This window comes from Variovorax sp. GW821-FHT10D07 (assembly GCF_059415325.1).
On record NZ_JBWKMZ010000013.1, the window covers coordinates 1 to 21,768 of the forward strand.

At 55.6% G+C, this 21,768-nt stretch carries 22 protein-coding genes; 3 read left to right on the forward strand and 19 right to left on the reverse strand.

All coding sequences use genetic code 11. The features are described from left to right. Positions 1 to 378: 378 nt before the first annotated feature. Positions 379 to 1,509, reverse strand: coding sequence for a branched-chain amino acid ABC transporter substrate-binding protein (locus tag AC07PU_RS30620; RefSeq protein WP_495322041.1), 1,131 nt, complete (start codon positions 1,507 to 1,509; stop codon positions 379 to 381). Between the two features lie 286 nt (positions 1,510 to 1,795). Continuing rightward, the gene (locus tag AC07PU_RS30625) at positions 1,796 to 2,992 is read right to left on the reverse strand and encodes an amino acid aminotransferase (protein ID WP_495322042.1); all 1,197 of its coding nucleotides are present in this window, start codon (positions 2,990 to 2,992) and stop codon (positions 1,796 to 1,798) included. 239 nt (positions 2,993 to 3,231) lie between these two features. Between AC07PU_RS30625 and AC07PU_RS30630 the strand changes: the two genes are divergently transcribed. Then, positions 3,232 to 3,699: an Lrp/AsnC family transcriptional regulator gene (locus AC07PU_RS30630; RefSeq protein ID WP_495322043.1), complete on the forward strand. Its 468-nt coding sequence runs from the start codon at positions 3,232 to 3,234 to the stop codon at positions 3,697 to 3,699. A 152-nt stretch (positions 3,700 to 3,851) separates the two neighbouring features. Here AC07PU_RS30630 and AC07PU_RS30635 read toward each other — a convergent pair whose 3' ends face one another. The 17 genes from AC07PU_RS30635 to gcvA all read right to left on the reverse strand — a co-directional run bounded on the left by AC07PU_RS30635 (position 3,852) and on the right by gcvA (position 19,517). Beyond that, a complete protein-coding gene (locus AC07PU_RS30635; protein ID WP_495322044.1) occupies positions 3,852 to 4,838 on the reverse strand; it encodes a ketopantoate reductase family protein in 987 nt (328 codons plus the stop codon). A gap of 2 nt (positions 4,839 to 4,840) precedes the next feature. Further along, positions 4,841 to 6,061, reverse strand: a complete 1,221-nt coding sequence (locus tag AC07PU_RS30640) for a CaiB/BaiF CoA transferase family protein (RefSeq protein WP_495322046.1) — start codon at positions 6,059 to 6,061, stop codon at positions 4,841 to 4,843. Between the two features lie 22 nt (positions 6,062 to 6,083). Next, complete coding sequence (locus tag AC07PU_RS30645) at positions 6,084 to 6,497, reverse strand: PaaI family thioesterase (protein ID WP_495322047.1); 414 nt, start codon at positions 6,495 to 6,497, stop codon at positions 6,084 to 6,086. A gap of 52 nt (positions 6,498 to 6,549) precedes the next feature. Continuing rightward, a complete protein-coding gene (locus AC07PU_RS30650) occupies positions 6,550 to 7,362 on the reverse strand; it encodes an enoyl-CoA hydratase/isomerase family protein (RefSeq protein ID WP_495322048.1) in 813 nt (270 codons plus the stop codon). 11 nt (positions 7,363 to 7,373) lie between these two features. Next, positions 7,374 to 8,141: an SDR family NAD(P)-dependent oxidoreductase gene (locus AC07PU_RS30655; protein WP_495322049.1), complete on the reverse strand. Its 768-nt coding sequence runs from the start codon at positions 8,139 to 8,141 to the stop codon at positions 7,374 to 7,376. Next, positions 8,138 to 9,283 carry a thiolase family protein gene (locus tag AC07PU_RS30660; protein ID WP_495322050.1) on the reverse strand — a complete coding sequence of 382 codons (1,146 nt, stop codon included), beginning with the start codon at positions 9,281 to 9,283 and terminating at the stop codon, positions 8,138 to 8,140. The genes AC07PU_RS30655 and AC07PU_RS30660 overlap by 4 nt, the downstream gene beginning before the upstream one ends. Positions 9,284 to 9,301: 18 nt before the next feature. Then, positions 9,302 to 9,727 carry a Zn-ribbon domain-containing OB-fold protein gene (locus tag AC07PU_RS30665; protein ID WP_495322051.1) on the reverse strand — a complete coding sequence of 142 codons (426 nt, stop codon included), beginning with the start codon at positions 9,725 to 9,727 and terminating at the stop codon, positions 9,302 to 9,304. A gap of 191 nt (positions 9,728 to 9,918) precedes the next feature. Next, on the reverse strand, positions 9,919 to 10,143 hold the full coding sequence (locus AC07PU_RS30670; protein WP_495322052.1) for a hypothetical protein: 225 nt from the start codon (positions 10,141 to 10,143) through the stop codon (positions 9,919 to 9,921). 132 nt (positions 10,144 to 10,275) lie between these two features. Continuing rightward, a complete protein-coding gene (locus AC07PU_RS30675; RefSeq protein WP_495322053.1) occupies positions 10,276 to 11,064 on the reverse strand; it encodes a class II aldolase/adducin family protein in 789 nt (262 codons plus the stop codon). 251 nt (positions 11,065 to 11,315) lie between these two features. Beyond that, positions 11,316 to 11,996: a nitroreductase gene (locus AC07PU_RS30680; RefSeq protein WP_495322054.1), complete on the reverse strand. Its 681-nt coding sequence runs from the start codon at positions 11,994 to 11,996 to the stop codon at positions 11,316 to 11,318. Positions 11,997 to 12,010: 14 nt separating this feature from the next. Further along, entirely contained in the window at positions 12,011 to 13,450 is a 1,440-nt protein-coding gene (locus AC07PU_RS30685) for an aldehyde dehydrogenase family protein (RefSeq protein WP_495322055.1), read from the reverse strand. Between the two features lie 94 nt (positions 13,451 to 13,544). Then, positions 13,545 to 14,573 (reverse strand): branched-chain amino acid ABC transporter permease, encoded by a 1,029-nt coding sequence (locus AC07PU_RS30690; RefSeq protein WP_495322056.1) that lies wholly within the window; start codon positions 14,571 to 14,573, stop codon positions 13,545 to 13,547. Between the two features lies 1 nt (position 14,574). Then, positions 14,575 to 15,459: a branched-chain amino acid ABC transporter permease gene (locus tag AC07PU_RS30695; RefSeq protein ID WP_495322057.1), complete on the reverse strand. Its 885-nt coding sequence runs from the start codon at positions 15,457 to 15,459 to the stop codon at positions 14,575 to 14,577. Positions 15,460 to 15,477: 18 nt separating this feature from the next. Then, on the reverse strand, positions 15,478 to 16,188 hold the full coding sequence (locus tag AC07PU_RS30700; protein ID WP_495322058.1) for an ABC transporter ATP-binding protein: 711 nt from the start codon (positions 16,186 to 16,188) through the stop codon (positions 15,478 to 15,480). Then, a complete protein-coding gene (locus tag AC07PU_RS30705) occupies positions 16,188 to 16,955 on the reverse strand; it encodes an ABC transporter ATP-binding protein (RefSeq protein ID WP_495322059.1) in 768 nt (255 codons plus the stop codon). The genes AC07PU_RS30700 and AC07PU_RS30705 overlap by 1 nt, the downstream gene beginning before the upstream one ends. Before the next feature lie 67 nt (positions 16,956 to 17,022). Further along, the gene (locus AC07PU_RS30710; RefSeq protein WP_495322352.1) at positions 17,023 to 18,201 is read right to left on the reverse strand and encodes an ABC transporter substrate-binding protein; all 1,179 of its coding nucleotides are present in this window, start codon (positions 18,199 to 18,201) and stop codon (positions 17,023 to 17,025) included. 398 nt (positions 18,202 to 18,599) lie between these two features. Next, complete coding sequence (gene gcvA, locus AC07PU_RS30715; protein WP_495322060.1) at positions 18,600 to 19,517, reverse strand: transcriptional regulator GcvA; 918 nt, start codon at positions 19,515 to 19,517, stop codon at positions 18,600 to 18,602. Between the two features lie 218 nt (positions 19,518 to 19,735). On the opposite strand from gcvA, the gene AC07PU_RS30720 reads away from it, so the two are divergent. Beyond that, complete coding sequence (locus AC07PU_RS30720) at positions 19,736 to 20,488, forward strand: SDR family oxidoreductase (protein WP_495322061.1); 753 nt, start codon at positions 19,736 to 19,738, stop codon at positions 20,486 to 20,488. Then, positions 20,469 to 21,743 carry an ABC transporter substrate-binding protein gene (locus AC07PU_RS30725; protein ID WP_495322062.1) on the forward strand — a complete coding sequence of 425 codons (1,275 nt, stop codon included), beginning with the start codon at positions 20,469 to 20,471 and terminating at the stop codon, positions 21,741 to 21,743. The genes AC07PU_RS30720 and AC07PU_RS30725 overlap by 20 nt, the downstream gene beginning before the upstream one ends. Positions 21,744 to 21,768 lie beyond the last annotated feature (25 nt).

Sequence of the window (21,768 nt, forward strand, 5' to 3'; positions counted from 1 at the left end):
CACCATGGTGTAGCCCAAGGCTATCAAGGCATACATGCTGCCGAGAACCAGACCGTTGATGATCTGCTGCAGCAAAAATTCCATAACAACACTACCTATTTATGTGCACCAAGAAGGCGCTGGTTTTTGCGGTAGGAGGAAGGTGTGGAGGCGCATCTCAGGATGCTTATCAGCATCGAACACGGACAACATGCTCACATGACCTGATCTTGACCCTTCTGATGCGCATTCCTTGAAACCCTGGACCGAATCCAACGCTTCAAACCATCTTGTCTCCGCCTAGAACAGGCTTTTTTTTTCTAACGCGAGGCTCCGGATGAATACGAGTTGCGCAGCGATGCAACAGCTCGATCTCTATGAGATCCAATGCGTGTTGGCTCAGTCAATGGATGTCTTCGTGTTGTTCTTGAAGGTCGAAAGCGTAAGGGCCGGGCTTCTAAGATCACCGTCCTTGTCGAATTGAATGGCGGCCGTTACTCCGTTGTAGTTTGCAGAGCTGATCTCCTTTCGGAAAACCGAAGGATTGGTCGAGTTCGCGCGCTTCATCGCGTCGGCCAGAAGCATGACTGCGTCGAAAGCATAGGGAGAGAAGATGGCGTATTCATTAGGATACTTCTCGTCATAGCGCTTCTTCCACTCGATGCCTTTGGGCATTTTTGCGACAGAAGTACCGCCTTCCGCACAAATCATCTTGTCGAGGGAGGCAGAGCCGGCGGCGAGCGAGCCAACCTTGGTCGAGCAGACACCGTCCCCGCCCATGAAGCGGACATTCGACATTCCCAACTGATCCATCTGCCGCAGCATCGGGCCGCCTTGGGAGTCGATGCCACCGAAGAAAATTCCATCCGGGTTCTTCGATTTGATGTTGGTCAAAATTGCGTTGAAGTCCACTGCGGTGGTGGATGTGAACTCCTCTGCCACGATCTCGATCCCCGCTGCACGTGCTTCGCGCTTGAAAACCTCGCTCAGGCCCTGTCCATATGCACTGCGATCGTCGATGACCGCAACCCGCTTCAGCTTCAAGGCACTGGAGGCATAGAGGGCCAGCCCTTTTGCTAGTGCATTGTCGTTGGCAAGCATGCGGAATGTGTACTTGTAGCCGAGGTGGGTCAGTTTCGGATTCGTTGCCCCGGGCGTAATGAATGGAATATCGCAGTCGTCGTAGACCCGCGATGCCGGAATTGCAGTACCCGAATGAATATGGCCGACCACGCCCGCGACTTTTGTGTCACAGAACTTCTGCGCCGTCGCCACGCCTTGCTTGGGATCGCCTGCGTCGTCCTCGACATCGAGCGCGAACTTGATCTGTTTTCCCGCTATAACTAACTTTTGAGAATTGAGCTCTTCGACCGCCATTGATGCTCCATTCTTAACGTCCTTGCCAAGATGCGCTACGGCGCCGGACAACGGTCCGACCAAGCCAATCTTCACAATTTCCGCAGGCTGAGCGTGTACGGCCTGCAAGCCAAATGCGGCTCCGATGAAAATGAAAGTGCTCTTGAGATTCATGATGCAGAAAGGGTAAAAACTTGGAAAAAACAACGCCGATATCGCGGCCGGTGCATCAGAAGATGCCGGATGCGACCTAGCATGAGATGGGGTACGGCTACCTGATTCAAGAGTTTTGTTGTGCGATCGGATTCGAGATCTGGTGAGCCGGTGCTTCAGTCCCATCGGGTGCAATTATTCGTTTCTGTAGAATGCTTAATGTCATCTGTCTCCTTCTTGTTGATAAAACCTCGATGCTTTTCGCCAAAAGGTCACCACGACCTTGGGCCGGTCCTTCCCACAAGAACTAAATCGAGAGAACTCGCTCGATGGCTTCGGCCACGCGTTCCACGTTCGAATCATTCAGGCCGGCTAAGCAGATGCGCCCAGAGCGAATCAGGTACACGGCGTGTTCTTCGCGCAGGCGGTCCACTTGTGTTGCACTGAGCCCGGTGAAACTGAACATGCCGCGCTGTGTCAACAGATAGTCGAATCGCCGATTCGGAATCCGCCTGCTCAGTTCACCATGAAGAGATCGGCGCATCTTCTGGATTCGCTTCCGCATTCGCGCTAGCTCTTCATGCCACTGCGCCCTCAGCACGGGGTCCCCAAGCACGTCTGCGGCAACTCGACCGCAATGAATCGGGGGGCTGCTGTAGCTGCGCCTGATGAAGGACTTAAGTTGTCCCAGTACATGACGGGACTCCTTTTCGCTACCGGTGACCACGCTTAGCGCACCACAGCGCTCACCATAGAGACCCATACTTTTGGAGAACGAGTTGGCTACGAAGAAGCGCGCTCCAGCATTCAACAGCTCCCGCACGACATACGAGTCTTCCTCGACTCCGTCTCCGAATCCTTGATAGGCGAGATCGAGATACGCAATGTGCGAGCCCTGGAGAAGAGTTTGAACGATCTCGGACCACTGTTCGCGCGTTGGATCGACCCCGGTCGGGTTGTGGCAACAGGCGTGCAAGACAATGACGCTTTGCGTGGGCATCCGACGGATGGCGTCGATAAGCGCGTCAAACTTCAAACCTTGCGTTTCGGGGTCATAGTAGGGATACATCCCGACGTTGTGACCGGCGGCTTCAAATATCGACGAATGGTTTTCCCAGGTCGGATTGCTTACCCAGACTTGGCTATCTGGGAAATGCAATCGAATGAACTCCGCACCAAGTCTTAACGCGCCACTCGAGCCCACAGTCTGCACTGTTGCGATACGGTCGGACTGGATGGCTTCGTGCTCCCAACCGAATAGAAGTTCTTGCACCAAGCGCAGAAAAGCCCTGTTGCCCTCAATTGGTTGATAGGGTCTCGCTTCGGCCTGCTGCACGGCATTTGCCTCGGCTTGGCGAACTGCCGAGATCAGTGGGACCTTGCCATCCTCGTCAAAGTACATCCCGATGATGGCGTTTACCTTGTGTGTTCGCGTGTCTTTAGAGAACTCCGCATTGAGTTCGAGGATGGGATCGCCGTGAGATTCTGGAATGTGCTCGAACATTTGGTCTACTCGTTTGTCTCGAATCGATTTATCCCGAAACTGAAAAATCGTCGCGATGTCTGGGGCTCCCGGCGGCAACCGGCTCGAAGCATCTCGTCGATGCTGCCCGACGGGGCCGTATCGAAGGCGATGACAAACTTCAGTTTAGTTCGAGGAGGCTGCAATAAATGCAGCAACAAATGCGCGTTCTTAATGCTCTGTGCAAGAATCTGTCATCTTGTCGAGAGCGAGGTGAAACCATGGAAATCGATGCAGCCGATCGAAGAATCTTGGCGGCGCTGCAGAAAAACGGTCGAGCAACTTACGACGAAATTGCTGAACTGGTCTCGCTGTCTTCTTCGACGGTTATGCGCCGAATCCGGCGCATGGAAGAGACGGGTGTGATTGCTGGATACCGCGTGGACATATCGGCACGCCACATCGGCCTGACGCTAGTTGCTTACATCAACGTTGGGGTTGACAAGCATGTGGGTGGAAAAATGGTCGCGTTGCGCGAGTTCCTCGCCGCCGTCGAGGTGTGGCCCGAGGTGATGATGTGCGTTGCTCTCTCGGGCGAGAGCGATTTTCTTCTCAAAGTGGCCGTTCGTGACATGGATCACTTCACGAGCTTCATTGCGGATAAGTTGATGTCTCACCCGAACGTTCGAGAAAGCAAATCCAGCTTCGTCATGAACATGATGAAAGAGGTCGAAGGTCTTCCTCTTTAGACGCGCGTGCGACAACGCGCTGCGGCCGGGATCGCCTGCTGCGCCTTCAAAAACTCCTCCGGAGAGGGTCTTCTACCACCTAGGATGAAGCGTCAGTCCTGCCGTAGCACGCAAAAGGGCGAGCAGCAGTGCGTCCTGATCGACGCCGGATATCAGTTTGTAGAGCTACCGTTCATGAATGGCTTGAGACATGCATATGCGGTGCGATGAAAAGGGGTCGCAATTCCGTGCTGCTCGCCAAGCCTGCTGATAGCACCGCAGATGCCGTCGAGCTCCAGTGGGCGTCCGGCAGAAAGATCGTGGTGCATAGACGCGTACATATCGCGTGGTAGGCCTGACAAGAGCGTCCAGACTTCCTTGTCATAGTCAGGTGGAAACTTCGCCCCGCACGCCCGCCCCACATCTATCGCCTCTTGAATCGACTGTCTTGCCAGCGGCGCTAGGTCGGGGTCGAAATAGATGCGACCGACCGGGCTGCGGGCCAAGCAGGTGAGGGCGGCATTCGTCGCAAGAGGGACAAATTTTCTCCACTGGGTAGTGACGATGTCGTCAGTACAGACGCCCTTGAACGGAGCGATTCTGTCAACGGCGTTGGCGGCGTCTTCGAGGGCTCTCAGTTGTTCATTCGCGCGGGCTCCCGTACCACCAAATTCGATGGAGGACATGTCGGAGTAGTACTCTATATGTCCAGCGGCGGCGAGTTTGGCGCCTACGTAGGCAAGTCCTCCGAAAACCGGAGCACCTCCCAATCCCTTACTCATTCGGAACTGGCCGTCAATCCCGTTTTGAAGACTGACGATCGCCTTGCTGCGTCGCAAGAGTGGAGCCCACTCTTCGGCGGATGACTGTGCGTCGTAGAGCTTTACCGCGGATAGCGCGACATCGAAGTTCGACTCGCCTTGCGAAGGATCTGTGAGCACCTGGTGTGGGGTGATGTCCCAGTTTCCCCGCGGGCCTCGTAACTTCAGACCTTCAGCTCGCAGTCGTTCCCCGGTTGAGGGCCGAACCGCGAAGCTCACACGGTGCTTATCTAAGGCGAAAAGCCCGCCCACGTAGCCACCAATGGCACCCGCTCCAATTATCAAAATATCCACATCAATTCCTTCAATTGATCGCGCTAACCAGGACCGCCGCCGCACCGTTATTGTGCAGCGAACTCCGGCTCCTCCGCGCCGAACACGGCCTTGCTTGCAACAAGCGCATCGATCGCCGAAGCGTCGACCCCCGCAGCTTTCAACACTTGAAATGTGTGCTGCCCGCAGTTCGGAGCCGCCTGATGAGGAGTCAGGTTGCTTTGCGCACTGTTCACGGGGAACCCGGGCATTCTGATCCAGCCGTGTTCGGGATGTCTCACGCCTGCGAGCATTCCGTTGGCGGAAATCTGCGGATGCAATGTGAGGTCCTCGTACGTTGAGACACGCGAGCAGAGGATGTCATTGTGTTGCAACAAAGGCAGCCACTCGTCAGTCGTTCGAAGCTTGAGGGCCGAGTTCAGCTCATCAACCATTGCTTGGCGGTTGGCAACGCGCAGGGGAGACGTCGAGAACCGCGGATCTGCGCTGACATGGGGAATCTCCAGAAGTGCGCACAGACGTGTCCAGCGGTCCGGCATGTAGGCGGCAATCATCACCCACCCGTCCTTGGTCTGGAACGCTTGGTTCGGTGCGGAGTAGGGAGCGGCGCTGCCAGCGCGCACCGGAGCCTTTCCGTCGGCGAGATAGCTGGTAATCGAGGACTGCTGTAACGCGAGTGCCGAGTTCAGGAGATTGACGTCTAGATGCTCGCCGCGGCCATCATGTGCTCGCTGGATGACCTTTGCTAGGATGGCCATGGAAGCGACATACCCCGTCATGACGTCAACAACAGGTGCCTGCACTTTGCAAGGCTCCGTGCCCTCTATCCCGATAAGGCTCATAAGACCAGAGTCGGCCTGTACGATGCCATCGACGCCGGCACGCTCTGCATAGGGGCCGATCTGGCCATAGGCCGAGATAGAGCAATAAATCAATCCAGAATTCGATTTGGAAAGTTGCTCATACCCGAGCCCAAGACGCGACATAACACCAGGGCGCATGCTTTCTACAACAATATCGGCATCCTCTATGAGCTTTCTCGCGACGCCTACACCGCCCTCCGTCTTGAGGTCGATGCAAACGCCGAGCTTGTTTCGATTAAATCCATGAAAGAGCGCGGCATCTTCCCCGATCCAGCCGGGTCCCAGGCTACGGCCAAGTTCACCGCCCGGGGACTCTACCTTCACGACCTGGGCTCCCATGTCTGCCATGAGCATGGTGCACGTAGGGCCGGCGCCTATCTGCGTGAAGTCGATTACTTTCAGACCTTCCAAAGCACTGCGAAGCATTATTTGTTCCTTGTTGTTCTCTTCACGAGATGGCCCGCATAAAGGCCCCTTGTGCGGTGGCGACCACCTTGTCGTTCTCGTCGAGAAGTTCTCCCGACGCGAAGTACATCGTGCGACCGGCCTTGGTTACCCGACCGATGGCGCGGACGCGGCCTTTTGAAACCTTGCTGAGATAGTTGATGGTTAGGCTCACCGTGACGGCATTCCCAAGAGCGTGTCCCGTGCTGGATCCGAGACCTGCATATCCGCACGCGGCATCGAGAAGCGTGGCTGTAACGCCTCCCTGTAGGCTGCGTTGCCGATTGAGATGTCGAGATTCAACCTCGACTTCAAATACGGCTCGCCCAGATTCAACGTCTGTCAGATAGATACCAAGGTAGTCCAGCAAAGGATTGTCGATGGCCTCGAGCATGTCTGTACTCTTGATCGGATTCATCTTGTGTTGCGTTCGACGCGGGCGCTGGTCGGGCTGCCGCGGACTGTTCGGTCTATCGTCCTTTGAATTCAGGGCGACGTTTTTCAGCGAACGCGGCTCGGCCTTCGTGACGGTCATCCGTATCTCTGAGCACACCCCAATAGAGTTCGGTAAGTTGCTGCGCATCCTTTTCGTTCAGATGCGCCGTTTGCCGAGCCAGCTTTTTGATTGCTTGAACCGCGAGTGGGGCGTTCTGCGAGATCGTTGTACCGAGAGCGAGCGCACGTTCGAGCAGCAGGTTCGGGTCGATCACTTCGGTCACCAATCCGATTCGGTGGGCCTCGGCAGCATTGATTCGTGCACCAGTGAGCGCCATCTGCATGGCATGGGCGCTAGGCACGGCTTTTAGAAGACGATGAACCCCGGAAACGCCCGGGATAGAACCCACTACCGCCTCTGGCAGACCAAAAGTTGCATTTGTCGCTGCGATCCGGAGGTCGCACTGCAATGCGAGCTCTAGTCCTCCACCCAAGCAATGCCCGTTCACAGCAGCAATGAGAGGTTTGTGGATGTGCAGATCGTTGAGATCCATCAAGCGGATGTACAGCCCCTTCTCGGTAGCGCGCGCCGGAGATCTAAAGATCGCTTCGGCATACGATGCAGCAGAGGCCTTTGCGCCTTTCAAGTCGGCGCCCGCGCAGAACGCCCGTTGACCTTCGCCAGTGACGATGGCAACTTGAAGATCATCTCTGTCGCGGAACGCTATCAGGTGCTCGCGAAGTTCCCACAAGGCTTGTATGCTGAGGGAATTCGCCACCTCTGGACGGCAGATCGTGAGAACCGCGACTCGTTCGCGAACTTCCAATAAAACATTGGAGCTTGTCATGGCTGGGTTTCTCAAACACTTGGCGAGGAAAGACTTCTTCCGCCGCAAACGTACAGCGTCTGACCGGTGACATAAGATGCAGCCGGATCAAGAAAAAAGAGGACTGCGTTGGCGATGTCATCAGCGGTTCCGATGCGCTTCACCGGTACGGAATCGTTCAATCTGGCCTGTACATCGGGCGTGAAGTTTCTGAACAGCGGTGTGTCCACAATGCCTGGCGCGATGGCGTTAACCGTCACGCCCTTGGATGCAAACTCGATCGCAAGAGAGCGCGTAAGGCTGATCACGCCGCCTTTGGCTGATGAGTAGTTCGCTTGCCCGAAGCCCCCCAACCAGGCTCGCGAGGATATGTTTACGATACGCCCTTGGCCTTGTTCCACCATGGACGGAAGGGCGGCCCGACAGCAAAGAAACTGCGACCGAAGATTGGTATTGACGACCAAATCCCAGTCCTCGTCGGTCATCTTCAGAAACCGTTTGTCCCTTACTGCACCGGCATTGTTGACCAAGTGGTCGATGTGGCCAGCTCTCTCCGAGATCTCCTTGAACGCGGACTCCACTGCTTGGCTGTCGGTCAGATCGACCGTGACTCCGAATGCAGCTGTTTGACCATCGTTAAGCTGCGATATCGCTTCATCGAGAGCGTGAGGATCGCGATCAAGCAAGGCAACGGTGGCGCCTTCCTGCTGGAGCCGCTTTGCGATGCCGAAGCCTATGCCGCGAGCGGCCCCGGTCACCACTGCTACATGGCCTGGTTTCAGTCGCTGCGTCAATCTCAAACTCCCAGAACGTGGACGGAAGAGGCTGCATGGTCTACGCCGGCAATGCCGCCACCCGTGCACTGCGTCAAACCAATTCGAGCATCGGTTGCCTGCCGACTGCCCGCGCGGGCCTGAAGGTGCCACATGACTTCGACCATTTGTGCGACACCGGTGGCTCCGAGGGGATGCCCCTTGGCGAGGAGACCACCGCTTGGATTCACAGGCACTCTCCCGCCGAGCTTCGTCGCACCCGACTTGAGAAGGCTGACAGCCTCGCCGGGAGACGCAAGCCCTAATGCCTCGTAGTAGAGAAGTTCCGCGATGGTGAACGCGTCGTGGAGCTCGACGACGTCTACGTCCTTCGGACCCAGGCCCGCTTGTTCATAGGCTTGGCGGGCAGCACGAGCCGTAATCTCGGCGTCTAGGATGTCGTCGTCAGCCTCTTCTCGAATCCCTGAGACGACAGTGGATGCCAGAATTCGGATCGGTTTGTGGTTTTTGCCTGGACGCGTACTCATCACGACCGCCGCTGCCCCGTCCACCTGGGACGGGCAGCACTGGAGCAGCGTCAGCGGATCCGCGATCATGCGGGAGGCCAATACTTCCTCAAGCGTTACTTCCGTGCGTTGCTGTGCATACTCGTTGCGGGACCCGTTACTTCGATTCTTCACTGCAATCTCGGCAAGATCCGCGGGAGACGCGCTACGCTCATGAAGAAAGCGGGTGCCTCTCATTGCATACACGGCGGGTAACACCATGCCGGATGTGGCGTAGAGATCTGTCTTGTGATCGTTGCGTTGCAGAGGGATCGTCCCGCCGCCTAGCGCTGTGAGCTGTTCGATCCCGAAGACAAGGACGGTGTCGTACTGCTGAGAAAGCAGTGCATGCCGTGCCAGATGGACCCCCGTGGCTCCGCTGGCGCATGCGTTCTCTACGTTGTAAACCGGGATGCCCTTGAGGCCCAGATCGCGAACGATCAGCTGACCAAGGATCATTCCGCCGAGCACGTTAGCGCAGTAGACGGCTTGAATCTGGTCCTTGGTGACTCCCGCGTCATCCAGGGCTTTCAAGATGGCTTGCTGCGCTAGCTCTGGTGCCATGACACCCGGGTGCCGGCCGAATGCGGTCATCGCACCGCCAATGATGTAGGTATCTTGCATGTGCTATCTCCTTCTGTGTCAGGCTGCAGGTGCCGCTTCGAAGACGTATCCAAACTTGTCGTCGCGTTTCGCGACGTACTTATCTCCAATCGCGGGTCTCACAGTTCCCTGCAGTCGTCCAAAAATACGCACGGGGCCAGGGAGATCGACGAAACCCAGCGCGTAAGGGGATTCGCCGCTCTTCTTACTCGGGTGAATGACTGTGAAGCTGTACACCGTTCCGACAGGAGCGATCGATACGGTCTCGTGAGTGGCTGCAAGCGGCGATGCGTCTGGAACCGCTGGGAAAACATACTCGCCGGTCGCTTTGTCGCGTGAGGCGAGCAGGGTTGGGTCGGGGCTAATGCTCCAAAGTGGATATGAGAGTTCCATCTGATTTTTCTCCTTGGCGGCGATTGCCTGGCAACGTGCCGGACAAGTCATGCGCAATTCTTGGCGTTCCAAGGAGTATGGACAATCGATATATTTCGAGTGACGCTTGAGAAGCGCTCAACTCAATAGCGGCCGCCCAAGCGCAGTTCCCCTCGAAGCATCGAATGCTCTTCCGACAACCGAAGATTTAAAAATGTGTTTGCCTAAGTGCAACGAAAATAGCTCGGATTCGCAAGAATCCGAGCTAATCCGACTTATAAGCTTCAATGAAGACGTTGCCGAGACGGCGACTCAATTCTCGTATTGGAGAAAGAAAGAATGGATCCGTCGTCGGCGACTAGGGCGTTCGACTCATCGAAAATGCTCGACGATTTCGATGTCATCCATCGTTCTGCGAGTGCCTTCGCTGGCATTGAAAGAATCAAAAGGATTCTCTTGCCGTCGATCCATCCCTGAAATGAGGCATTGGCTCCGCGCTCGAATTTCATGATCTTCTTGTCTTCAGGGCATAGCCGGTATAACCGGCATCTAGGAGCGCCGCGGACGCGTGGGAGGGGCCGTCGAGTGGCCTTCTTGTGTTGATGTCTGCTTCCTCAGGCGCTCTGTTTGATTGTCGAACCTTAGCGAAGGAAACCCGGGTCCTTCGCTAGCATCATGCGCATCATCGCGGCAAAAACCATTTGCGGCTCTTGCCCTTTGTCGTAGGCGGCTACCTTGTGCTGGGCGGCCGTGCGCTGAGCGGATTCCGTAGATGGCATATATAGGTTCTCCATTCCCCCCGCTTGTGCGGCAATCTGCATCTCACAAGCGCGCTGGAGATGATAGAGGTCCAGGAAGGCGTGTGCCAGAGTATTACCCGCAGCCAGAATCCCGTGATTGCGAAGAATCATCAGGCTCTTGTCGCCGAGATTTTCTTGCATCCGCACTCGCTCTTCGCGGTCGAGAGTGATGCCTTCGTAGTCGTGATAGGCGATACGCCCGGTGTAAAACATCGCGCCGATTGTTAGAGGGAGCAAGCCGCCTTTCTGGCACGAAACGGCTGCGGCCGCAGTGGTGTGAGTATGAGCAACTGCATTGAGATCGTGTCGAGCAGAATGAATTGCCGAATGAACTATGAATCCCGCGGGGTTGAATGTGTAGGGGGACTCACCAATGATCCGGCCTTCGATATCGATCTTCACGAGATTCGACGCAGTGACCTCGCGGTAGAGAAGTCCAAAGGGATTGATGAGAAAGTGATCCTCTGTATCCGGGACACGAACAGTAATGTGGTTGTAGATCAGCTCGTGCCAGCCATAGTGATCGAACAGCCGGTAGGCGCCCGCCAGTTCCTGGCGCGCTCGCCACTCCGCGGGAGCCATGCCGCGCGGCATCGGATATCCGGTGACATCGTTGAACATCTCAAACATATTTCATATCTCCTAAAAAGTTTCGCTCAGACTGCAGCTCACCGAGGCCGCTAGGCTGGTGACAAGATTTCGTGGGGGTACCGAGTCGGCTTGTCGTCCCCTGAACGAGCACTGCTCGCACATAGTTCCTAGTGTTGGTTTCGGCAACTCCAATGACAAGCGAGAAATTCGTCCTAGATGCTTGACTTAAAGTCAATCGAATAAGGGTCACCTCGGTTGACATTCGGGTTTTTCACCATCCCCCCCGATACTTAGTCGGAGAATCCGACCGCCGTGAAATATTCTTCAATCGGCAGTCGAGGAGTCACCATCTGATTGACTGGACTGTCCTCATCGGCGCGTCCCAGTGACATACCGCACACCAATATCTCCGATTGGGGGATGGACAGATGATCGCGAACAACCTGGTGGTAGCGGGCAAATGCTTGCTGGGGACATGTTGATAAGCCAACATCCACTGCAGCTAGCATCACGCTCTGCAAATAGATTCCAAGATCTATCCAAGCTGCCAACCCATCAAGTTCACGATCGAGTGTAAAAAATAAGCCGACAGGTGCGTCGAAGAACTCGTAGTTCCGACCGTACTGCTTTTGCATTCCAGCTTTGTCGCCCTTGGGGATGTCGAGAACCGAGTAAAGAGTTCTTCCTATCTCACGTCGACGCGCCAAATAGGGCTCCTGCCAGGCCGCTGGGTAGTAGTTGTACTCCTCGGTGCATCCGGCGTCCGGCCGCTTATGTGCTGCTAGTAAGGCGTTGCTTAGCACTCGGCGTTTCTCCCCGGCAACCGCATAGACCCGCCAGGGTTGGGTATTCGATGCGCTAGGGCTTCTAGCCGCGGCAGCGAGAATCGAGGCCAGAAGTTCATACCCAACTGGATCGGGCAGGAACGCGCGAATGCTGCGACGCTTGTGGAGCGCCTCAAACACCGTCATTGCCTATCGCTTTCTCAAAGTTTTATGATCACGGACTTCTGCTGCGTGTAGTGCGTGAGTGCGTCCATTCCTTGCTCCCGGCCATAGCCGCTGAGCTTATAGCCGCCGCAGGGATTCTGCACGAAACCTCCGCCGTACTCATTGACCACGATCCGTCCGGCTTCTAGCTTGGCTGCGACCCGATGAACGCGCCCGATATCGCGGCTCCAGATTCCGGCTGCGAGACCAAAGGGAGAGTCATTGGCGATCCGAACGGCATCAGCTTCATCCTTGAACGGAATGACACACAGAACCGGTCCGAAGACCTCCTCGGAGGCGAGGAGCATATCGTTTGTGACGCCGGTATAGACCGTCGGTTCGATAAACCATCCATCTTTCAGGCGTTCCTGCGTTGGAAGATGGCCCCCAATCACCGGCGTCATTCCTGCATCCTTCGCGAGCGTGAAGTAGCTGAGGATCTTTTCGTACTGAGCTTGCGTAGTAATTGGCCCGGCGGCCGCATCGTATTCCGGGCCAATCTTTAGATTTGAGACCGCTGAAATCAGCCTTTCGACGAAAGCGTCGTGGATGCTTTCCTGAACGAGCAGACGCGTTCCAGCAGCGCACCACTGGCCGCTGTTCCAGGTGAACGCTCGAACTGACCCAGGTACAGCTGCTTCGAGGTCTGCATCGGCGAAAACGATGTTTGCGGATTTACCACCGAGCTCGAGAGTGAGTGGAAGAATGCGATCCGCCGCCAGCTTACCGAGCTCCTGCCCGGCACGGACACTTCCAGTGAAGGAGATCTTTCGAATTCGCTGATCGTCGACCATGGCCGGACCGACGACAGATCCCTGCCCCACGATGACATTGAAAACCCCGGCAGGCAGTCCCGCCTCCTCAACAGCGAGGCGGGCGATTTCGACCAACGAGGCGGAGGTGTGTTCCGAGGGCTTCGCCAATACCGTATTGCCCGTTGCCAATGCCGGGGCAATGGCACGCGCTGCTTGGTGTAAAGGTGCGTTCCAGGGAAGGATGACGCCTACGACGCCCAGCGGCTCGCGCAGTACATACGAATGGTACGCAGGGCCGACGTTGACTATCTCTCCGTCCATGGCGTTGGCAAGACCACCGTAGTACTCAAAGAACTGAGCTACTAGGTCAATAAGTACCGGCATCTCATGACCCGGCTTTCCAGTCTCAAGCGACTCGATGTCGCCAATCTTCTTCCCATGAGATCGAATGACCCGTGCGAGCTCGACGAGCAATCGTCCCCTTTGCGTTGGACGTAAGGTTTTCCAAGCCTCTAGTGCGGATTCACACGATCCGCAGGCCCGCTGCACATCAGCGGGTTCGCTGCGGGCCACGTCTGAGATCTTTGTTTTCGTACGAGGATCCATCTTGGAAGAGTACCGGCCACCAGACGGCTCAACGGTCCTTCCGTGGATGTAGCTCAGGGTGCGATAGTGATTCATATCTCTCTTTGTGCTTGTGTATTTGGATTGAGGCGTTTCGACACGCGCTCGGTGACGGTCTCGCCTCACTTCAAGTTGAGTTTTGACGACTTGGCTAGAGTCCAATCGGCTTCACCGGATTGATCGTTGGACGTACACCTCGCCGAGTTACGACAGACTGAACGATTGCGATGAATTCACCCATTACCCCTCTTCTAAAGGTGATGACGCAAACAATGAAGATGACGCCAGTGACCGTCGTGACAGATTCACTCAGCGAGTTAAACCAAGGGATGCCTGTCATGCCTGAGAGCCAGACGCCGAGCTCCCCCAACTTGTTCTCGATGGCTACGATGGCTGCTGCACCTACGATCGGGCCCGAGAGCGTTCCCAACCCACCGACGAGGGTCATCAGAACAACCTGACCGGACGTCGTCCAATGGACATCGCTCAAGGTGGCAAAGCCCAGCACCAATGTCTTGAGGGCGCCGGCCATGCCTGCAAGCCCTGCTGATAGAACGAACGCCAACAGCTTGAATTTCCGGGTGTCGTAGCCCAGCGAGACCGCGCGAGATTCGTTTTGCTTGATACCTTTAAGTATCTGCCCGAAAGGCGAGTGAACGATTCGCCAGATGAGCGCAAATGCTGCGATAACCAGGGCCAGCGAGACGTAGTACATCGTCACATCGTTCGACAGGTCGAGAAGCCCCAAGAGGTGGCCTCTCGGTACGCCCTGCAGACCGTCTTCCCCACCAGTGAATGGCGACTGCAAGGCGATGAAGAACACCATCTGAGCCAAAGCCAGCGTGATCATCGCGAAGTAGATGCCCTGGCGTCGAATCGCGACAATGCCAAAGAGCCAGCCAAGGGCGGCGCCGACTGCCACCCCACAGAGCAAGCCCAGTTCGGGGGACAAGCCAAGAACTTTGACCAGGTAGCCAGTGGTGTAGGCTGCACTTCCGAAGAATGCGGCATGGCCGAAAGAGAGAATTCCTGTAAAGCCCAGAAGTAGATTGAAAGACGCCGCGAACAATGCGAAACACATCAGTTTCATCGCAAACACAGGATAAACGCCGAGCGATGGGGCGCAGAGCAGCCCAACAAGCAGAAGTGCGTATCCGAAGAGAGAGAGTCTGGCAAACATCTTAGTTATCCTTGCCGAACAGACCTGAAGGTCGCATTGCTAGCACCATGATCATTAGAACGAAAACAACCGTGGAGGACGCCTGCGGATAGACCACCTTGGCGAGGCCTTCAACCAATCCGAGGCCGAGTCCTGTGACGATGGAACCAAGAATTGAGCCCATGCCACCGATCACCACTACCGCGAAGACCGTGATGATCAGGTTCTGCCCCATCAGAGGGGAAACCTGCATCACAGGGGCTGCAAGGACGCCTGCGAACGCAGCTAGCGCGACGCCCGCGGCATACGTCAAGGTGACCATAAGCGAGACATTGACACCGAAAGCCTCAACAAGTTTTGCGTTCTCCGTGCCCGCCCGCAGGTACGCACCGAGTTTGGTCTTCTCGATCACGTACCAAGTGCAGAAACAGATCATCAGAGACGCAACTACAACCCATGCACGGTAGTTCGGCAGAATCATGAAGCCGAGATTGGTTGCACTTCTTAAGGCGTCGGGAGCATCGTACGGAAGACCGGAAACGCCAAAGTTAGATCGAAGCACACCCTCGATGACCAAAGTCAAGCCTAACGTTAGCAAGAACCCGTAAAGGTGGTCCAGTCCATAGACCCAGCGGAGCAGTAGCCGTTCGATAAAGATGCCGATGCCCGCGGCCAAGAGAGGTGCGATCAGAAGCATCGCCCAGTAATTCACACCAAAGTAGTTGGCTCCGATCCAGGCGAAGATCGCGCCAAGCATAAAGAACGCGCCATGTGCAAAGTTAATGACATTGAGGAGTCCAAAGATCACGGCTAGGCCCAAACTAAGGATGGCGTAGAAGGAGCCATTCACTAGGCCCAGCAGTAGCTGGCTCAGCACTGCGGCTGGAGATATTTCAAGAAGGGACATAGTGTTAGGGCCGGTTAATCAAACGCCGAGCAGCTCATTGAGGACCGGCATCTTTTTCTCCAGCTGAGCAGCCGCGAAGGATTCGACGATATTTCCGTGCTCCATTACGTAAAAGCGATCGGCAAGCGGCGCGGCAAAGCGGAAGTTCTGCTCCACCATGACTACGGTATAGCCTTTGTCGCGAAGCTGTTTCACCATACGAGCGAGCGCTTGAACGATCACGGGCGCAAGGCCTTCTGAGATCTCATCAAGCAGAAGGAGGTTGGCGCCGGTGCGAAGAATGCGGGCAACGGCAAGCATCTGTTGCTCGCCTCCCGAAAGGCGGGTTCCTTGGCTGTTGCGCCGCTCGGAAAGATTTGGAAACATGGCGTAGATCTCCTCGACCGTCATGCCGCCCGAAGAACTCTTAAGGGCCGGCGGCAACAGCAGGTTCTCTTGCGCGCTGAGACTGGAGAAGATTCCTCGCTCTTCAGGGCAATAGCCGATTCCAAGATGTGCGATGCGATGGGTTGCCATGCCCAAGGTCTCGATACCATTGATCTTGATGCTTCCCGTGCGAGTGCCGGTGAGGCCCATAATCGCTCGCATGGTGCTCGTTCGGCCAGCACCATTTCTCCCCAGCAAGGTAACTACTTCTCCGCGCTGCACGACCATGTCGACGCCATGAAGAACGTGGGATTCGCCGTACCACGCGTGCAGTCCTTTGATCTCGAGTGCTGCCACCGTCATCAGTGCGCTCCTCGTAGCGGCTCGTCCGCGCTGCCCATGTACGCCTCGATGACACGAGGATCCTTAGATACCGATGCATAGGGTCCTTCGGCGAGCACCGCTCCCCGCTGTAGCACCGTGATTGTGTCGGCAATGGTGGACACAACACTCATGTTGTGTTCCACCATCAGAATGGTGCGTCCATGCGACACGCGTTTGATCAGTTCGGCAACCCGGTGAACGTCTTCGTGCCCCATGCCCTGCGTAGGCTCGTCGAGCAGCATTAGTTCCGGATCCATAGCCAATGTCGTGGCAATTTCAAGTGCGCGTTTTCGTCCATAGGGCAAATTGACGGTGAGTTCGTCCGCAAGCTGTTCCAGGTCAACCTCAGCAAGTAGTGCAACGGCTCGATCATTCAGTGAACTCAGTGATTTCTCGGTTCGCCAGAAATGAAAAGATGTGCCAAGCGATCGTTGTAGACCCAAGCGAACATTCTCTAAAAGAGTTAGATGCGGAAAAACGGCAGATATCTGGAACGAGCGGATCACGCCACGGCGCGCAACCTGTACGGGGCGCTCCTTAGTAATATCCCTACCATTGAACAGAATGGACCCCGACGTGGGTTCGAGGAACTTCGTAAGAAGGTTGAAGCAAGTGGTTTTGCCGGCGCCATTCGGTCCAATCAGCGCATGGATAGAACCACGCGTCACTGACAGGTCCACCTTGCTGACGGCGGTAAAACCGCGAAACTCCTTGGTGAGTTGACGCGTTTCCAAGATGGAAGACATATAGAGAGATGAGGTGTCTGACGCGGCGAACAAGCCACCGCGCCATATCGGACTGGAGGTGGATGTCTCAGGTACTGGGAAGAAGGCTGCATGCCCCCTTCTTTGTGGGCGCGAATGCTTCTTCGCCTGGGATGGTCGCTACGATCTTGTAGTAGTCCCAGGGCCGTTTCGACTCGGCGCGTGTTTTGACCTGCATCAAGTACATGTCATGGACCATGGCGCCATCGGCTCGGATATAGCCTTTAACGAACATGTCATCGATCTTGTCCCGCTTCAAAGCAGCCATAACCTTGTCGGAGTCCGTGCTGCCGGCGGCCTGGACGGCCTTGAGGTAGGTCAGAGTCGCTGAGTACTCGCCCGCTTGGAAGGTGGTCGGCATCTTCTTGTTCCGTTCGAAGAAGCGCGTGGCGAACGCACGACTTTTCTCGTTCTGATCCCAGTACCAACCATCGGTGACGTACATGCCCCCCGTTGTGTCGAGACCTAAACCGTGGACGTCACTGATTAGCGCCATAAGACCCGCCACTTGCATCTTGCCCGTGACGCCGAACTCCTTAGCGGTCTTGATCGTATTAATCAAGTCGTTGCCCGCGTTTGCGATACCCAAAACGGTCGCTCCAGACGACTGCGCTTGCAGAAGGTACGAGGAGAAATCGCTCGCATTCAACGGATGACGAGCGCTGCCAGCAACGGCCCCGCCGCCGGCCTGAACGACATCGGCGCTAGCCTTCTCGAGCGAGTGGCCGAATGCGTAGTCGGCAGTGACGAAGTACCACTTCTTTCCGCCGTTCTTGAGAAGTGCGCCGACAGTGCCCCGTGCTTGTGCAGATGTGCTGTACGTGTAGCGCACGAGATAGGGCTGGCATGCTTCTTCAGTCAGGCTATCCGCTCCGGCATTTACACTAATGAATACCTTCTTTTTCTCTTTAGAGACGGTACTGATAGCGAGCGAAACAGAGGAATTGACACCTGCTAATACAACGTCGACCTTATCCTGATCCCACCATTGCCTCGCCTTGTTTGCGGCAATGTCGGCCTTGTTTTGATGGTCCGTCGACAGCAGTTCGATGGGCTTTCCAAGTACCTTTCCGCCGAAGTCGGCAATAGCCATCTTGACCGCGTCGAGACCGCCGGGACCATCGGCATCAGAATAAGGACCGGACAAATCCGTGAGGAATCCGATCTTTATACGATCTGCCGTACCCTGGGAGAGTGCGAGAGGACTGAAGAAAGCACTCATCGCCATAAAGGCGGCGGGAATTGCACTTCGATGCATGGTATGTCTCCGTAATTTCATTTGGCTTGAGCCAAATGGCGTTCAGCAAACGCGGTGATGGCCGCAGTCATTGCTCGTTCCTTCGGTGTAACCCGCGATGACGAGCGGGCAGATTTTGGATATCTGCCTTTATGCTTACAACGGAGATTTGTGGCGTGTCGCTTGCGAAAATCTCAAGCATTGGACAGCACGCCGGGGCGCATGCGCGGCCGCTATGGCGGATAGAGCCTGCTACAAAAAAATGGGGGACGAAAGAGATGTCTGAATCTGACTCGTCGCCAGCTGGGCTCGAGAGCAGAAAACGGCACGCCGTCGGGACGTTGTGTTTCCTCGTCCTCGTCCTCGCGGTCGCTCCGACCGATTAAGTATTAAAAGACGTCAGAAGCGGTTGGGTCGGCGGAAATACTCAGTTGAGCGAAAAGCCAGCGTCGGAACATGTGCATGTTTCGGTTTTCCTCTCGATGGGACGGTGTCAACAGGTAGTAGGTGAAATCGCCCATGTCCACGGTTCTGTCTAGTAGAGCAATAAGTTGACCTGTACGCAGATCGTCCTCGACGAGAAAAAGCTGCGCCATTGCGATGCCTTGTCCTTGAATGGCGGCTACATATGACATCGCCGAACTCTGGAAGACGGTGCCTGCGCGAGGGTCAATCTTTGCGTCTCCTCCGTGCGCCTTGAGCCAGTGGGCCCAGTCGTCGGGCCGGGCAATCGAATGGAGCAATTTGTAGCCGGCCAGCTCGGGGACGGTCAAAAGCCCCTGCATGCCGACAAGTCGAGGGCTAGCCACTGGGACCAGGATGTTGTCCACCAGGCGACTCGCCGTCGCACCTGGCCAACGCCCGCTCCCCAATCGAATGGCACCGTCGATGTCCTCCCTCCGAAAATCGACTTCCTCGAGCGACGTGGTCAGTAAAACTTCAATCGATGGGTGGGACGCGTGGAAATCATTCAAACGTGGAATGAGCCAGCGCATTGCGAATGTCGTGTAGGCCCGGATTTTTAGTTGCTGGCGACGATTGCGATCGCGGTATCCGGAGGTAGCTTCTCTAATGATGTCGAAGGCCCTGCTCGACGCGATGTAAAGACTTTCGCCCTCTCGAGTCAAAGATACTTGACGATGCCCGCGAACGAAAAGCTGCTGCCCTAGATCGTCTTCAAGCGCCTTTACTTGGCGGCTGACTGCGCCGGGGGTCACGTTTAGTTCCGAAGCCGCGCTCGTGATGCTTAACAACCGCGCTGTCGCCTCGAAGGCTCTTATCGCGTTAAGAGGAGGGAGTCTGTCCATGCTGAAGCCTAGCATTCGCTAATACACATACGCGGCCGAATCGTTCGCGGGTTTACCCTTGGTCCAGAGCCTTGCCATCGCTAGGGCACCTATAAATCAGGAAAACTCAAGTCAACCTGCAATTTTTTCGATTGTCGTTAAAGGGTGACTGGGTACGATCGAAGTGCGGCAAGCTTTTCCCAGGCTTCAGTTGGTTGGCTCTTTATTGGACGATAAAAATGACTGCGCAAAATATCGGAAAAATTGCAATTGTTACTGGCGGTGGAAGCGGCTTTGGAGCCGCGATCGCACGAAGCCTTTATGACGATGGTGCTAGTGTCATCGTGTTCGACCTCAATGCGCAGGCTGCGGAGAAAGTCGTAGCGAATTTTGGCGAACGTGGACTCGCCGTTCAAGTAGATGTTTCTTCCACTGAAGATATGAAGAGCGCCTTCCAAGCAGTCGGAAAAGCGTTTGGCGGCTTGGATATTCTCGTCAACAACGCAGGAACCACACATGCTCCCGCCCAAGCGGACGAGGTGAGTGAGGAGGCGTTTGATCGACTGTTTGCTGTGAATGTCAAGTCGGTTTTCAACGGCGTTAAATTTGCGGTCCCCCCGATGCGCGCGCGTGGTGGCGGCGTGATCTTGAACGTGGGTTCCGTCGGCGCGCTCAGGCCTCGTCCGGGCCTGGTCTGGTACGGCGCGAGCAAAGGTGCTGTCGCAAACATGAGTCGTGGATTAGCTGTGGAATTGGCGCAGTACAACATCCGCGTAAATCATATCGCGCCCTCCGTCGGCGCCACTCCACTGCTGAGTTCGTTTGTGTCGGGCGACGTGGAGACCGGCGTCAAGCGTATGGTCGACACCATACCGCTGGGACGACTTTGCACACCTGAGGACGTCGCTAACGCAGTGGTATTTCTATCCTCTCCAGCCTCCTCGTACATCACTGGAATTGATTTTTGTGTAGATGGCGGCCGAAATATCTGACGTGCGATTATTTACGTCAAAAAATATGGAGAAAAGAAAAATGAAAGTTAATGCGGCCTTGGCGTTTGGCGCCGTGCTGTCCGTGGTGTATATCGCGCCAGTAATGGCTCAAGAAAAGGTGTCCGGTGGCGCGGTAAAGATTGGCGTGCTTACGGATATGACGTCTATCTATTCAGACTTTTCCGGCAAAGGATCGGTTGAGTCGGTGAAGATGGCGATCGAGGATCATGGTGGCAAGGTACTCGGCCGACCCATCGAAGTCGTATCAGCCGACCACCAGAACAAGGCCGATATCGCCGCGACCAAAGCTCGTGAGTGGTTCGACACGGGGGGCGTGGACATGGTGATGAACTTGGTGTCTTCGGGCACGGCCAGAGCAGTCTCCGAGGTGGGAAAGCAGAAAGAGAAGCTGGTCTTCGTGACGGCTGCGTACACGTCGAGCCTAACAAACGAAGCTTGCGCCCCATACACGATCCACTATCAGATCGATACTAACGCGTTGACGAACACGCCGAAGGCGTTGGTAAAGAGTCCTGACGACACGTGGTTTTTCATCACGGCGGATTACGTCTTCGGTCAAACGATGCAGAACGACGCGACACGAGCAATCAACTCGGGAGGCGGCAAGGTTCTCGGCTCGGTCAAACATCCCCTTAATGCTCAAGATTTTTCTTCCTTTGTCTTGCAGGCGCAGGCGTCGAAGGCTAGGTTTATCGGTCTGGCGAATGCGGGCGGCGACACTATCGCTGCGATCAAGAGTGCTTCCGACTTTGGTCTCACCAAGAATGGGAATCAGAAGCTTGTAGCCATGGCATTCATGCTGAATGACATCCATGCGCTTGGCCTTCCTGTGGCTCAGGGAATCTATACAACCGCGAGCTACTATTGGGACCGAGACGAGAAAAGCCGTGATTGGGCGGAGCGCTATTACAAAAGAATGGGAAAGATGCCGTCTGAAGTCCAAGCGGCTGACTATTCTGCTGCAACAAACTACCTCAAAGCGGTCGAAGCGGCAGGTACAGATCAGACTGCAGCTGTCGCGGCAAAGCTCAAAAATATGACCATCAATGACTTTTACGCCCAAGACGCAAAAATTCGGGCAGATGGTCGGTTGATGAAGGATGTTTACTTGGTCCGAGTAAAGAAGCCGAGTGAGTCAAAACGTGCGTGGGACTATCTTGAGGTGCAGGCAACTATTCCTGCAAACCAAGCCTTCCTGCCCGCTGATCAAAGCGTCTGTAGCCTCCTGAAATAGAACAATTTCCGCTCTAGTAACATGA

Bases quoted from the DNA above. Each gene is read 5' to 3' on its own strand.
- AC07PU_RS30690 (WP_495322056.1), bottom strand. From the start codon at position 14,573: ATGTTTGCCAGACTCTCTCTCTTCGGATACGCACTTCTGCTTGTTGGG.
- AC07PU_RS30710 (WP_495322352.1), bottom strand. From the start codon at position 18,201: ATGGCGATGAGTGCTTTCTTCAGTCCTCTCGCACTCTCCCAGGGTACG.
- gcvA (WP_495322060.1), bottom strand. From the start codon at position 19,517: ATGGACAGACTCCCTCCTCTTAACGCGATAAGAGCCTTCGAGGCGACA.
- AC07PU_RS30725 (WP_495322062.1), top strand. From the start codon at position 20,469: ATGGCGGCCGAAATATCTGACGTGCGATTATTTACGTCAAAAAATATG.
- AC07PU_RS30670 (WP_495322052.1), bottom strand. From the start codon at position 10,143: ATGAAATTCGAGCGCGGAGCCAATGCCTCATTTCAGGGATGGATCGAC.
- AC07PU_RS30650 (WP_495322048.1), bottom strand. From the start codon at position 7,362: ATGACAAGCTCCAATGTTTTATTGGAAGTTCGCGAACGAGTCGCGGTT.
- AC07PU_RS30720 (WP_495322061.1), top strand. From the start codon at position 19,736: ATGACTGCGCAAAATATCGGAAAAATTGCAATTGTTACTGGCGGTGGA.
- AC07PU_RS30620 (WP_495322041.1), bottom strand. From the start codon at position 1,509: ATGAATCTCAAGAGCACTTTCATTTTCATCGGAGCCGCATTTGGCTTG.
- AC07PU_RS30625 (WP_495322042.1), bottom strand. From the start codon at position 2,992: ATGTTCGAGCACATTCCAGAATCTCACGGCGATCCCATCCTCGAACTC.
- AC07PU_RS30660 (WP_495322050.1), bottom strand. From the start codon at position 9,283: ATGCAAGATACCTACATCATTGGCGGTGCGATGACCGCATTCGGCCGG.
- AC07PU_RS30695 (WP_495322057.1), bottom strand. From the start codon at position 15,459: ATGTCCCTTCTTGAAATATCTCCAGCCGCAGTGCTGAGCCAGCTACTG.
- AC07PU_RS30685 (WP_495322055.1), bottom strand. From the start codon at position 13,450: ATGAATCACTATCGCACCCTGAGCTACATCCACGGAAGGACCGTTGAG.
- AC07PU_RS30630 (WP_495322043.1), top strand. From the start codon at position 3,232: ATGGAAATCGATGCAGCCGATCGAAGAATCTTGGCGGCGCTGCAGAAA.
- AC07PU_RS30680 (WP_495322054.1), bottom strand. From the start codon at position 11,996: ATGACGGTGTTTGAGGCGCTCCACAAGCGTCGCAGCATTCGCGCGTTC.
- AC07PU_RS30705 (WP_495322059.1), bottom strand. From the start codon at position 16,955: ATGTCTTCCATCTTGGAAACGCGTCAACTCACCAAGGAGTTTCGCGGT.
- AC07PU_RS30700 (WP_495322058.1), bottom strand. From the start codon at position 16,188: ATGACGGTGGCAGCACTCGAGATCAAAGGACTGCACGCGTGGTACGGC.
- AC07PU_RS30645 (WP_495322047.1), bottom strand. From the start codon at position 6,497: ATGAATCCGATCAAGAGTACAGACATGCTCGAGGCCATCGACAATCCT.
- AC07PU_RS30640 (WP_495322046.1), bottom strand. From the start codon at position 6,061: ATGCTTCGCAGTGCTTTGGAAGGTCTGAAAGTAATCGACTTCACGCAG.
- AC07PU_RS30675 (WP_495322053.1), bottom strand. From the start codon at position 11,064: ATGTTTGAGATGTTCAACGATGTCACCGGATATCCGATGCCGCGCGGC.